This window comes from Rhodococcus sp. Chr-9, assembly GCF_000801125.1.
Taxonomy (GTDB): domain Bacteria; phylum Actinomycetota; class Actinomycetes; order Mycobacteriales; family Mycobacteriaceae; genus Rhodococcus; species Rhodococcus pyridinivorans.
Genome location: NZ_JTIZ01000023.1, coordinates 1 through 12,448, shown reverse-complemented (window position 1 = coordinate 12,448; position 12,448 = coordinate 1). Strand labels below are relative to the sequence as shown.

Here is a 12,448-nt window from a genome sequence, read left to right as displayed (position 1 = left end):
AGTTTCTTCTGTGCTGGGGCTGTGTCAGGTGCTGGACCGGGTGTAGGCAGCGGCGCGCACCACATCGTCGTCCTCCAGTCCAGCTCCTAGTGCTCCGCCCACGGTGGCCAGGCTGGCGGTGAGCCAGCTGATCTTCGCGTAGTCCAAAGCGTTCACTGGGTGACCGGCGACACCGGCCAGTACCTGCTCGTCGATGAGCAGCAGCGCGCCGACCCAGGACAGGATGAATAAGCCGAGGTAGAACACCACAACCCCGATGGCCACGGTCGCGGTGGTGGCCAAATTGAACAGGATCACCTGCTCACGTTGGGCTCGCCGCCGTGGGCGCTCCCACAAGTCGGCTCCCAGGATCAGGGTGGCACTCACCGCCCCGATCGCCATCACCGCCAGCAGGACCAGGCGCACCGGCCCGTAGGCCATGGCCAGTACCCATAGGTCCGAGGCCACCAATGTCAGCATGCCGGTGGCCGCTGCCACGACCATCGCCCGGGAGAGCCGGGCCACGAAGGCCCAAGGCTGGTTGGCGCGGATCATGCCCAGCAGCAACCGCACGTTGCCGCTCAGCACTCGGGCCGTGAACTGCACGACGTTGTCGTCCGGGCGTTCGTCGAGATCGGTGGACAGCTGGTGGGCTCTTCGAGCAAGATCCCGCTGGGCGTTGAGGTCTTCGGCGTCGTAGCCCAGGAGCTGCCCGACCACGTGCACGGTGGTCTCTTGCACCTTCTGCCGCACGTGCACGGCTCCCAGGGTTGGGACGGAGACCAGTCCTACCCCGTGCACGGGGCTGAGCTGGGTGAGCACCGGACGTCGGCCGGTCTTCAGGGGGATCTCGGTGAGCACCACGGCCAAATCCCAGTTCTCCTCCAGCACGCGGTTTCGGGCCGCCTCCAGCAGGTCCAAGGTCTCGGTGGGTGGATCGACCAGCCGGTCTTCGGCCATCTTCAGTTGCCAGCGCACTCCCGGATACCGCTGCACCAAAATCTTGCGCACCGAGGTGGTGACCTCGGGGCCGAGCATCGCACTCAGGGATGGTGAGACCACCAGGCCGATGAGCAGCTCGGCATCGGAAAGGGGTTCGGCAGGATCGGCGGTGGATCGGCGACGCTTAGCAGTCACCGCTCCATGGTGAGGCAACCACGGGCCGATTGCCACTGGCTCGATGGAGCCCCAAGGTTTCGTGCAGCACCGCGGGCCGGATTCGGTGGTCGCCTCGATCCCGGAGAGAGCGGTGCTGCTCACTGCGAAATCCTCTCCCCGCCGACGCCGCCAGCGCGAAGACATCACAGCCAGCGGGCCCGGGACCTGCCGGTGTCGAGGACGGCTTCTCGATGATGCTGCAGTGACGGATCGGTTGAAGTGCTTCGGCGGTGTGGGAGCAGTGATCAGCGTGGGGCCGGTCGATTCCGTTCGGACAGGTGATGCATCGACTGCCCAGCGGCAGGTGCGGTACTGATGCGGGGGTACCCGGTGCAGGGGTGTCAAGGCCCAGCTCCGAAGACGGCAAGCCGGGCACGTGAAAGGCGAATTATGGCCCGCCGCAACCCGAGCGGGAAGGCATGTGTGGCACGAGGCGCCGAAGACGGGCCGGGCGTTTACTGCAGAGATAAATGGCTCTCCGCATTTGAGCGGGGCGTGTGCTGATTTCATGCTGCTGGTCTCTGCCCTCGGGTGAGGGCGATGTGGACCATGATGCGCCTTCGGTAGTTGTCCATGTTGGTGAAGCCGCATCCGACACGCTTGGTTTGCTTGATGATCCGGTTGAAGCCCTCGGTGCGGGCGTTGGTCACGTCCTCGGTGAGCGCGACGAGCACCGCTGGCCACCAGGTGTCGATCGTGGTCGCCAGGCGGCTGGTTTCCTCCATGTCGGCGCGGGCGGCGGCGTCGTAGAAGTCGTACAGCCTGCGCCGGATCTGGTGCGGCTGGTGTTCGGCCAGCAGCAGGCGCAGGCGTTCCTTGACGGCATGCGCGGCGGCGATCTCGTTGGTCGGATCCTCGGCGGCGAGGGCGGCGTTGAACCGGGCCTTTTGCTTCACGGTGAGGTGCTCGTAGCCGGTGAGCAGCAGTTGCCGGCTGGCCCAGACTTTGTCGGTGGCGGTGCCGCGGCGGCCGTGCAGTTGCCGGGTGATCCGTTGACGGACCTGGGTGACCATGAGGTTGGCGAGGGCGACGAGATGCCACTTGTCGACTGCGATCCGCGCGTCCGGCAGGGCGGTGCGGATCCCGCCCGCGTACGGCGCGGACGGGTCGATCACGACCAGGTCGATGCCGGCCCGGAACGCGGGTGTCTGCAGCGCGAGCCAGTCGATCACGCACGCCCCGGAGCGTCCCGGGGTCAGCCCGAGAAGGTGCCCGGGCAGGGTGGGGTCGGCGTTGACGAACGAGGTCATCCACGGGTTCGACGGTGTCCAGCCGGCCTCTTCGAGCACCCAGCGCACCGACCGGGCGCGGGTCTCGTCGATGTTGAGCACGCGGGTGGGTTCCGGCTCGGGCAGCCACTGGTTGGCCAGTGCGATGAGCGCCCGGTGCGCGGTCGACCACGCCACCTGGTACTCGCTAGCGACCTCGCTGACGGCGCGGTTGCCCGACGCGATCGCCGAACCGATCTTCTCTCGTAGCCGGGTCGTGAGCCGCGACCGTGCCGGCGCAGCGCGGGACTGCTGCGTGAATGTCGCTGCCCCACAGGCCGGTTCGCGGCACACCAAGCGCCGTTTGAGCCACCACAGATCGGTTCTTTGGCCGGAGGCAGGCAAGTCCTTGACTCGAACCAGTGGCCGCTCCTTGATCCTTGAGGTGAGCACCCCGCACTCGGGGCAGGCGCCCTCCGGGTCGATGACCTCGATGACGACACGCACCGTGTCGGCATCGATTCGTTCGAGCTGCGGGACGGTGAACTCGTCCTCCAGCCCGAGCAGCACTGACGTACCCTCGTTCATGCTCGTGGTCTCGCTGTTGTCGCGTTGTGAGAGACCAACAGCATGTCGGGGCCACGAGCCCCATCAACTACCGGGCACCCCGCTCAAGCGCGAAGAGCCCAGTAAGGGGCGGTCAGGTCGGTGGGTCGCAACGGGTACTCCAACATCCGAACCGCGGCGAAGACGCCGGCCGCCGCGTACAGGAACAGCCCGACGCCCCAGGTGAACACCGCGAGGGCGGCGAGGAGCCGGTCCAGTTCGCGGTAGACCGGTTGGAGCGTGGCCGCGGCGATGGCCACCGACTCGCTGGCGACGACCCAGATGAACCACGTTCCGTTCGCCTTCGCGAGGACGGGACGCTCCGCCGTGCCGAGCACGGCGGTCCACGGGACGACATATCCGAGCACCAGCCACGTCGCCGCCGCGCCCACGAGTAGTACGGCCGCGGTGGAATGCCAGCCGTCCATCATCAGGCGTACGCCGAGCACGTTGCTGCCCGCGACGAAGGTGAAGAAGCCGAACGCCCGTCCGGAATCGGCGAGATCGGCGCGGACCTCGTCGCGGAACGCGAAGAACCGCCACACCGACAGGGCCACCAGCGTCGCGTATCCGATCGCGGACACGATCAGCAGCACGGCCGATGCGAGGTGGAAACCGCGGAGGTGGAGTCCGGTGGACACGATTCCGCCGGCCATGACGAAGGCGAAGTAACCCGGCGCGAGGATGCGGACTTCTTCGCGGAGACGGGAAGGGGCCTGCACTGCGTGCCCGCTACTTCAGCAGGCGGGACATCCGCCGGTCGGCGAGGACCTTCCCTCCGGTCTGGCAGGTCGGGCAGTACTGGAACGAACGGTCGGTGTAGGAGACCTCGCGGACGGTGTCGCCGCACACCGGGCACGGCTCACCGGTGCGGCCGTGCACGCGCAGCCCCGACCGTTTCTCGCCCTTGAGGCGCGCCGCGTCCTGCCCGACCGAGCGCGTGACGGCATCGGTCAGCACCGACCGCATCGCCCCGTAAAGGGCGGTCGCCGCGTCGTCGGTGAGCTTGCCGGCGGTCGCGAACGGCGACTGCTGAGCGACGTGCAGGATCTCGTCGGAGTAGGCATTGCCGATGCCCGCGAGAACCTTCTGATCGGTGAGCAGCGTCTTGAGGCGCGAGGTGCTGTCGGTCAGGAGCTCGGCGAACTCGTCGCGGGTGAGGGCGAGCGCGTCGGGGCCGAGGCGGGCGATGCCGGGCACCTGCTGCGGATCGTCGACAATCCAGACCGCGAGGCGCTTCTTCGTGCCGGCCTCGGTGAGATCGAAGGCCGGTGTCGTCGCGTCGGGGGCGAACAGGTGCACGCGGAGGGCGAGCGGACCGCGACCGAGTTTCGGGGGAGTCTGCGACGGTTCGTCGAGCCAGCGCAACCAGCCGCCGCGCGACAGGTGCGTGATCAGGTGCAGCCCCGAGCAGTCGATCGCGAGGAACTTGCCGAAGCGCACCGCTCCGGTGATGTCGCGTCCCTGCAGCGCCGTGATCGGCGGGTCGGCCGTCTGCAGTACGTTCAGCGCCGCGACGTCGATGCGTCCGATGACGCTGCCGACCGCGTGCTCGCGCAGGAACACCGCAAGTGCTTCCACCTCGGGGAGCTCGGGCATGGGAACAGGCTACGGTCGCCGGGCCGTTCGCGGGTGGCGACGGACACCTTCGACCCACCGATAGACTGCGCTCGTGACTGTGTCGACGCCCTACGAAGACCTGATGCGCCTGATCCTCGAGACCGGCGCGGAGAAGGCGGACCGTACCGGAACCGGCACGCGGAGCCTGTTCGGCCATCAGATGCGCTTCGATCTGTCCGAGGGCTTCCCGCTGATCACCACGAAGAAGGTGCACCTGAAGTCCATCGTCTACGAGTTGCTGTGGTTCCTGCGCGGCGACTCCAACGTCAAGTGGCTGCAGGAGCACGGCGTGACGATCTGGGACGAGTGGGCCGCACCCGACGGCGATCTGGGCCCGGTCTACGGCGTGCAGTGGCGCTCGTGGCCGACCCCCGACGGGCAGCACATCGACCAGATCGGCCAGGTGATCGAGACCCTGCGCACCGACCCCGATTCGCGGCGCATCCTCGTCTCGGCGTGGAACGTGGCCGAGCTCGACAAGATGGCGCTCATGCCGTGCCACGCCTTCTTCCAGTTCTACGTGGCCGACGGCAAGCTCAGCTGCCAGCTCTACCAGCGCAGCGCCGACATGTTCCTCGGCGTGCCGTTCAACATCGCCAGCTACGCGCTGCTCACCCACATGGTCGCGCAGCAGACCGGACTCGAGCCGGGAGAGTTCATCTGGACCGGCGGCGACTGCCACATCTACTCGAACCACATCGAGCAGGTCACGGAGCAGCTCACCCGTGATCCGTATCCCTACCCGACGTTGAAGCTGCACCCGCGCGACTCGATCTTCGACTACCGCTACGAGGACGTCGAGGTGGTCGGCTACCGGCACCACCCGGCGATCAAGGCGCCGGTGGCCGTCTGATGGGGGATGTCACCCTCGTCTGGGCTCAGGCACGTGGTGGTGTGATCGGCCGGGAGAACACCATCCCGTGGCACATCCCCGAGGACATGGCGTTCTTCAAGGACGCGACGATGGGAAAGCCGGTGATCATGGGCCGGCTCACCTGGGATTCACTGCCGCCGAGGTTCCGGCCGCTACCGGGACGCCGGAACATCGTCGTCACCCGCAACGTCGAGTGGTCGGCCCAGGGCGCCGAGACCGCGACGAGCCTCGAGGACGCACTGACACTCGCCCGTGAGGACGAGGTCGTCGTCATGGGTGGGGGCCAGATCTACGCGCAGGCGATGCCGTTCGCGAAGCAGCTGCTCGTGACCGAGGTCGACCTCGACGTCGCAGGAGATGCGACCGCACCTCCGATCGGCGCCGAGTGGGTGGCGGATCCCGGAGAATGGCTGACGTCCACCAAGGGAATCAGGTTCCGCTGGATCCGGTACGCCCGAAGCTGAGTTCTCGCGGCGGCATCTGAGCGATACTGCGGTACATGGACAAGCTCTCCTTGACCGCCATGGCACGGCAGCAGCTCAAACTCGCAGCGACGTCCAGCAGCGGACGCAGCTCCCAGACGGTTTTCGGTGGGCATACCAAGCACCTGCGGCAGACCGTCGTCGCGTTGCTGGCGGGGCACGAACTCGGCGAGCACGACAGCCCGGGCGAGGCGACCCTGCAGGTGCTGTCGGGTCAGCTCCAGCTCGTCGCCGGCAACGACGTGTGGAAGGGTTCGGCGGGCGACATGATCATCATCCCGCCGGTCCGGCACAGCGTCAGCGCCATCGAGGACGTCGCCTTCCTGCTCACCGTCGCCAAGTAGCGTCGCTCACTGCACGCGCCGAGTAGCGACGCTCATTGCGCGCGTCGAGAAGCGGCGCTTACTGAACAGGTGCCGGAGCGGCGTACCCGCGGTAGCCCTCCCACGCGAGGCGGCGCTCGCGACGCGGATCGTGCTCGATGCGCGTGACCTCGTCGAAAATCACTGTCGCGCGGTCCTTCTCGTCGTAGGGTGGCCACGACGGCAGTGGTTCACCGTGCCGGGCCACGTTCAGCCACTGGCGCTGCATCGCCCCGGCGGCCGTCCGCAGGCCGCGTCGCCCACCGAGTGCCGTGAGCGCCCGGCCGAGCGGTTCGTCGGTCTGGTCGAAGACCGCGAGCAACTCCACCGCGTGCGTCGCGTCGAAGCCCGTCCAGCGCAGCACTCGCGGCGCGAGATCGAAGCGGTACATGAAGGTCGGCGCGAAACGCGAATGTGCCTGCGCGAACTGCACGGACGGATACCAGAAGGTGAGGTCGCCGCCGAGATCGATCGCGGCACGCTCGTCCGGATATCCCGGATAGATCCCCGTGATGCGATCCTTCGCCTCGGGATCTGTCGCGGCGAACAGTGCGTCGATCCGCCGAGGGTTCGTCGGCAGCGCGTCGAGGAACTTCGGGAACAGTGCACCTTCGCGGTCGTTCGTCCCGAGCACGAGCGGAACGGGATGCGCCGCGCCCGTCTCGTACGCCTCGAGCGGTTGGAGCGGAACGAAATCGCCGTCGACGACCGGGCCGAAGGGATGCAGACCGGGAGTCGCGCGCAGTACCTGCGCCCCGAGGCGCGATCCCACCCGCCCGAGTTCGACGGGGGAGGTGTCGAGCAGCGCCTGCGCGGCGGTATCCGGATCGGCACCGAGCAGTTCGACGAACTTCCGGCCCCATTCGGCCGAGCGGTCGGAGGTGACGACGAGATTCGGCGCCGGGCTCTGTGCGATCGCGGCGGAGAACAGTCCGCGCGCGGCGGGTGTCGCGAGCAGGGTCGTCACCGAGGTGCCGCCGGCGGACTCGCCGAAGATCGTCACGTTGTCGGGGTCGCCGCCGAAGGCCGCGATGTTGCGCTGGACCCATTCGAGCGCCGCCACCTGGTCGCGCAGACCGAGATTGGAATCGAATCGGACCGAATCGGTGGAGAAGGACCCGAAGTCGAGATAGCCGAGCGCTCCGAGACGGTAGTTGATCGACACGTAGACTACGTCGCCGCGTCGGACCAGCGACTCGCCGCCGTAGACCGACAGGGCACTCGTGCCGAGGGTGAAGGCGCCGCCGTGGATGAACACCATGACCGGTCGCGGTGCATGGACCCGACCGGCGGGGGCGAGCACGTTGAGGGTCAGGCAGTCCTCGTCGGGACGCACTCGCACCCCGCGACGACCGGTCTCGGCGTAGCGCGGACGCTGCGGGGGCATTTCCGAACTGCGTCGCATCGCGCACTCCCGTCCAGGGCTCGACCGGTTGCGGCGCCCGCAGCCGCAGCGGGCCCACCGGGGGAGCGGCGTAGGGAATGCCGCGCCAGGCGAGGAGGCCGTCGAGCCGGGTGCCGCGGACGGTTCCGTCGGCGAATGTGACGTGGGTCTCGGGCGTCATGCTCCGCACTGTACGTGACGGGGCGTCACGGTAGCCGCCGTGTCCACCGTCGACGTCACCAGAAGTGGGGCTCGAGGCCTCGGCCCGCGAGCTCTGCCCGTACGTAGGTGTGCAGCGTCGCGGTGTCGGGGAAGCGCTCCTCGTCGAGGGCGACGAACGCGAGTGTGTACCGCTCGTCGGTGTGGCAGGCGTAGACCGACAGGCGGGTCGTGGTGCGGGCCGGCCGGGTGTCGAGTCCCGGGTGCATAGCGCGCATCGCGATCCCGGTGGTGCGGTACGGGCCCAGCGTGGTGAGCTCGCGGGGCACCGCGCCGATGTTGGAACACAACAGGTCCCGCTCACCGGCACCGCGCGCGACGCGGGCGGCGATCCGGTCGGGGAGGAGTTGCAGGATCTCGGCCGGCATGTTGTGCGGCGCGCCCTCCCGCGGCTGCGAATAGGCGTGCGCGGCGCGGGCCCGGATGGAGGCGAGCGTGTCGCCGTCGTCGACGGTGATCCCCACCATCGACACGCCGTTGGAGACGGTTCCTTCCTTCCGGTCGTCGACCGGAACGGAGATGCGCACGGGGAACGGGATGCGGGCGCGCCGGGCGACACCGGCGGACAAGGCGAGCAGCAGGGCGTTCGGGCTGCCGTCCTCCGCGGCCGCGACGGCCTTCCACTGCGCCGCGTCGACGTCGACGAGCGCGGTGCGCGGTCGCGAGTGCACCGACTGCGGCGCGGTCGGTTTCTCCGTGCGAGGTGTGTACTTCACGCGGCGCAGCCCGCTGCCGACCTTCCGGAACAACTGCATCGCATCGCGTAGGTCGGATCGGCGACCGGGGTCGGGTCGTCGCGGCCGGTCGGCGAGCGCGTCGGCGACCGCGCGGACGAATCCCCGCGCGTCGGTCAGGACGTGCGAGCACACGATCGACAGTGCGGTGCCGCCGCTCGTGAGTCGGGTCGCGGCGACCGCCCAGCCGGGACCGAGCTCGGGATCGACGTCCACGTTCGCGTGCTCGTCGGCCCAGGCGAGGAGCTCGTCGTCGGGGATGGGGGTCGCGGGATAGCGCAGTGGATGGACGTGCGTGTTGGGTTCGAAGCGGGGGCGTGCACCGGGAACCCGGGGACGGACCACACGGCGACCGAGCGGGCCTTCGGACAGCACGTCGTGCAGGGACAGCAACAGGGTCGCGTCCACGGTCTCGTCGGTGCGCCACAGACCCTGCATCACCGACGGCAGGCCGGTTCCTTTGTGGCGGTGGAGGAACATCTCGTCCACGACGCTCAGGCGATTCACAATCCCGACCGTAGCGCCGACCGTTGACCGAAGCACTGAACCGAGGTTCAATCCTTGGTGTGGCGTACCGGCGGACACCCGCAGTGCAGGAGCGCCTCGACGCGCAGCGCGAGGCCATCGCCGCTGCCGCCGTGACTCTGCTCAGCGAACGCGGATACAGCGGACTGTCCGTCTCGGCGGTCGCCGAACGGGCCGGCGTCGCCACCGGCAGCGTCTACCGGCACTACGTCGACAAGTCCGATCTCATGGTGCGGATCTTCCGGGAACTGTGCGAGCGGGAGGTCGAGGCCGTGACGTCCGCGGCCGCAACCGGATCCGGTGCCGACCGGGTGACCGCGGTGGTCGACACCTTCTCCCGCCGTGCGCTGCGCAATCCCACCCTCGCCTACGCCCTGCTCGCCGAACCGGTCGACGCCGCGGTCGACGCCGAACGACTCGTGTTGCGCCGCGCCTTCGCAGCGGCCTTCGCGAACGCCGTGCGCCACGGCGTCGAGACCGGTGAATTCCCCGAACAGGACGTCGAGCTCACCGCCGCGGCGCTCGTCGGGGCTGTCGGTGAGGTGCTCACCGGTCGCCTCCCCGGCGCGGCCGACGGTCGCCTTCGAGACAGTGCGGCCGACGGTCGCCTTCGAGACAGCGCGGCCGGATCCACCGTCCCCGACCTCGTCGTCCTCGTACTGCGAGCGGCGGGGCATCTGCCTTCCGGAACGACTCAGGAGTGAAGCCGTGAATTTCCCCGCCACCCACGAAGTGTTCAACCAGGTACCGGACCTCGAGCCCTACGGGGCCGCCGACGACCCCGCCCTCCTCGAAGGACTGCGCCGCGAAGGGGCGAGTTGGGCCGAGGACGAGGTCCGCGAACTCGGCGCCCTCGCCGGCACCGCCCGTGCCCAGGACTGGGGGCGGCTCGCCAACGAGTATCCGCCCGTGCTGCACACCCACGACCGCTACGGCCACCGCGTCGACGAGGTCGAGTTCCATCCGCACTGGCACGACCTGATGACCGTCGCCGTCGAGAACGGCCTGCACGCGGCACCCTGGCGCGACCCGCGTCCCGGCGCGCACGTTGCCCGTGCCGCGAAGTTCTACGTGTGGGGGCATACCGATGCCGGGCACATGTGCCCGATCTCGATGACCTACGCCGCGATCCCGGCGCTGCGCCACAACGCCGAACTCGCCGAGCGCTACGAGCCGCTGCTGGCCGCGCCGCACTACGACTTCGGGCTGCGCGAACCCTCCACGAAACGTGGCCTGATCGCCGGGATGTCGATGACCGAGAAGCAGGGCGGTTCCGACGTCCGCGCCAACACCACCACCGCGACCCCCAACGCCGACGGTTCGTACACGATCGTCGGGCACAAGTGGTTCACGTCCGCGCCGATGTCCGACCTGTTCCTCACGCTCGCGCAGACCGAGCACGGACCGTCGTGCTTCCTGCTCCCGCGCGTCCTGCCCGACGGCACCCGCAACGCCATCCGCATCCAGCGGCTGAAGGACAAGCTCGGCAACAAGTCGAACGCCTCCTCCGAGATCGAGTACGAGAACGCGATCGGCTGGCTCGTCGGCCCGGAAGGTCGCGGCATCAACACCATCATCGAGATGGTGAACATGACGCGACTCGACTGTGTCATCGGCTCGGCCGTGAACATGCGGGTCGCGACGTTGCGCGCGGTTCACCATGCCCGTCACCGGAAGGCGTTCGGCGCGTTGCTCGTCGACCAGCCGCTCATGCGCAACGTCCTCTCCGATCTCGTCGTCGAGTCCGATGCCGCGACGACGATGATGATGCGTCTGGCCGGGGCCACCGACCGCGCCGCCGGGGACGAGCAGGAGGCCGCCCTGCGCCGCATCGCGCTGGCCGTCACCAAGTACTGGGTGTGCAAGCGGGCACCCGCGGTCGCCGCCGAAGCCCTCGAATGCCTCGGCGGCAACGGCTACGCCGAGGAATCGGGCATGCCGCGGCTCTATCGCGAGTCGCCGCTCATGTCGATCTGGGAAGGATCCGGCAACGTCGCGGCACTCGACGCGCTGCGTGCAATGGCGCGGCAACCCGACACCGTCGAGGCGTTCTTCACCGAGGTCAGGCTTGCGGAAGGTGCCGATCCGCGGCTCGATTCGGCCATCGCCCGGATCGGCAAGGAACTCGCCGACCTCGAGGACGCCGAGTACCGGGCACGGCGGGTCGTGGAGCTCATGGCCCTGGCCCTGCAGGGCGCGCAGCTCGTCCGGCACGGACATCCCGCCGTCGCGGAGGCGTTCTGCCGCAGTCGGCTCGACGACGACTGGGGCATCGCGATGGGCACACTGCCGACCGGCGTGGACACCGCCGCGATCCTCGACCGGGTCTGACGAGGGCGGGTCCGATCCTGCGGCGCTGTCACCCGTCTCAGGTCGAGGGCATACTGGAATACGTCCTGCGAGGAATCGACTACGGGTGGAGCCCGTCATGATCGGCAGCAACGAATGGTGGGAGTGGGGTCGGCAGATCGCACTCGCGGTGACCGAGCCGCATGCACTGCACCGTGCCCGCATGATCGTGCGCGGCGTCGTCGCCGAATCCGAGGCGGTGAGCGACAGCCGCCGGGGCGACGCCGAGATCCACTCCGTCAACCTCGCGCAGGGCACTCCGGTCACGATGAGCCCCCGACTGGCATCGATGGTGCGGTCGGCGCTGTGGGCGGCCCGCATGACGGGCGGGACCATCACCCCGGTCGACTCCGACGACGCCTCCGTCGATGCCGGAGCCATCCCGCCGATCCATCCCATCCCCACCTACCGCGACGTGCAGATCGACGGAGACATCGTGCTCGCTCCTTTCGGGGTGAGTCTCGAACTCGGCGCGACGGCCGTGGCCGACACCGTCGACTACTCCGCGGCGCTCGTCGCGAATCTGCTCGAATGCGGGGCGCTCGTGCGCATCGGCGACGTGATGGCCACCGCGGGGCACGCGCCTGCCGGGGGATGGCAGGTGCCGCTCCCGGACCGGGGCTCGGTCGAACTGCCGGCCGGATCGGCGATGGCGTCGCACACCAGCGACGTCGCCGACCCCGAGCGGTGGCGTCTCGTCAGCGTCATCGCTCCCGACGCGGTGTGGGCTCATGCGGCCGCGGCGACGGCGTTGCAGCGGGGCATCGGAGCCCTGTCGTGGCTCGAACAGTACGACCTGCCGGCGCGTCTCGTCGACACGCACGGACGGGTCCGGACCACCACGGCCTGGTCCGATCCGAAGGCTGCTTGATCTCTCGAGCAGGATGCGATCAGGCTCCGTCGCGCAGGGTGCGGTAGACCTCGATCAGGTGGTCGGTGGACGCGTCG

At 68.9% G+C, this 12,448-nt stretch carries 11 protein-coding genes and 1 pseudogene; 6 read left to right on the top strand and 6 right to left on the bottom strand.

From position 1 onward, the window contains the following. Positions 1 to 24: 24 nt before the first annotated feature. The 4 genes from QR64_RS02625 to QR64_RS02610 all read right to left on the bottom strand — a co-directional run bounded on the left by QR64_RS02625 (position 25) and on the right by QR64_RS02610 (position 4,550). A complete protein-coding gene (locus tag QR64_RS02625; RefSeq protein ID WP_006551558.1) occupies positions 25 to 1,116 on the bottom strand; it encodes a hypothetical protein in 1,092 nt (363 codons plus the stop codon). Positions 1,117 to 1,643: 527 nt separating this feature from the next. Next, on the bottom strand, positions 1,644 to 2,933 hold the full coding sequence (locus QR64_RS02620; RefSeq protein ID WP_084222265.1) for an ISL3 family transposase: 1,290 nt from the start codon (positions 2,931 to 2,933) through the stop codon (positions 1,644 to 1,646). A gap of 83 nt (positions 2,934 to 3,016) precedes the next feature. After that, entirely contained in the window at positions 3,017 to 3,673 is a 657-nt protein-coding gene (locus tag QR64_RS02615; protein ID WP_019289860.1) for a tellurite resistance/C4-dicarboxylate transporter family protein, read from the bottom strand. A gap of 10 nt (positions 3,674 to 3,683) precedes the next feature. After that, complete coding sequence (locus QR64_RS02610) at positions 3,684 to 4,550, bottom strand: Fpg/Nei family DNA glycosylase (protein WP_039583963.1); 867 nt, start codon at positions 4,548 to 4,550, stop codon at positions 3,684 to 3,686. A gap of 73 nt (positions 4,551 to 4,623) precedes the next feature. Between QR64_RS02610 and QR64_RS02605 the strand changes: the two genes are divergently transcribed. The 3 genes from QR64_RS02605 to QR64_RS02595 are packed head-to-tail and all read left to right on the top strand — an operon-like array spanning position 4,624 to position 6,271. Continuing rightward, a complete protein-coding gene (locus QR64_RS02605) occupies positions 4,624 to 5,424 on the top strand; it encodes a thymidylate synthase (protein WP_039583962.1) in 801 nt (266 codons plus the stop codon). After that, entirely contained in the window at positions 5,424 to 5,909 is a 486-nt protein-coding gene (locus QR64_RS02600; RefSeq protein WP_033096739.1) for a dihydrofolate reductase, read from the top strand. The genes QR64_RS02605 and QR64_RS02600 overlap by 1 nt, the downstream gene beginning before the upstream one ends. A gap of 35 nt (positions 5,910 to 5,944) precedes the next feature. Then, positions 5,945 to 6,271 carry a cupin domain-containing protein gene (locus QR64_RS02595; protein ID WP_006551553.1) on the top strand — a complete coding sequence of 109 codons (327 nt, stop codon included), beginning with the start codon at positions 5,945 to 5,947 and terminating at the stop codon, positions 6,269 to 6,271. A gap of 58 nt (positions 6,272 to 6,329) precedes the next feature. Here QR64_RS02595 and QR64_RS02590 read toward each other — a convergent pair. After that, positions 6,330 to 7,854, bottom strand: a pseudogene (locus tag QR64_RS02590) (carboxylesterase/lipase family protein). A gap of 55 nt (positions 7,855 to 7,909) precedes the next feature. Continuing rightward, positions 7,910 to 9,133: a hypothetical protein gene (locus tag QR64_RS02585; protein WP_039583960.1), complete on the bottom strand. Its 1,224-nt coding sequence runs from the start codon at positions 9,131 to 9,133 to the stop codon at positions 7,910 to 7,912. Positions 9,134 to 9,192: 59 nt separating this feature from the next. On the opposite strand from QR64_RS02585, the gene QR64_RS02580 reads away from it, so the two are divergent. The 3 genes from QR64_RS02580 to QR64_RS02570 all read left to right on the top strand — a co-directional run bounded on the left by QR64_RS02580 (position 9,193) and on the right by QR64_RS02570 (position 12,371). Next, positions 9,193 to 9,855, top strand: coding sequence for a TetR/AcrR family transcriptional regulator (locus QR64_RS02580; protein ID WP_024103164.1), 663 nt, complete (start codon positions 9,193 to 9,195; stop codon positions 9,853 to 9,855). 4 nt (positions 9,856 to 9,859) lie between these two features. Next, positions 9,860 to 11,482, top strand: a complete 1,623-nt coding sequence (locus QR64_RS02575) for an acyl-CoA dehydrogenase family protein (RefSeq protein WP_033096736.1) — start codon at positions 9,860 to 9,862, stop codon at positions 11,480 to 11,482. Between the two features lie 97 nt (positions 11,483 to 11,579). Continuing rightward, complete coding sequence (locus QR64_RS02570; RefSeq protein WP_033096735.1) at positions 11,580 to 12,371, top strand: FAD:protein FMN transferase; 792 nt, start codon at positions 11,580 to 11,582, stop codon at positions 12,369 to 12,371. Positions 12,372 to 12,448 lie beyond the last annotated feature (77 nt).

Bases quoted from the DNA above. Each gene is read 5' to 3' on its own strand.
- QR64_RS02610 (WP_039583963.1), bottom strand. From the start codon at position 4,550: ATGCCCGAGCTCCCCGAGGTGGAAGCACTTGCGGTGTTCCTGCGCGAG.
- QR64_RS02570 (WP_033096735.1), top strand. From the start codon at position 11,580: ATGATCGGCAGCAACGAATGGTGGGAGTGGGGTCGGCAGATCGCACTC.
- QR64_RS02600 (WP_033096739.1), top strand. From the start codon at position 5,424: ATGGGGGATGTCACCCTCGTCTGGGCTCAGGCACGTGGTGGTGTGATC.
- QR64_RS02620 (WP_084222265.1), bottom strand. From the start codon at position 2,933: ATGAACGAGGGTACGTCAGTGCTGCTCGGGCTGGAGGACGAGTTCACC.
- QR64_RS02595 (WP_006551553.1), top strand. From the start codon at position 5,945: ATGGACAAGCTCTCCTTGACCGCCATGGCACGGCAGCAGCTCAAACTC.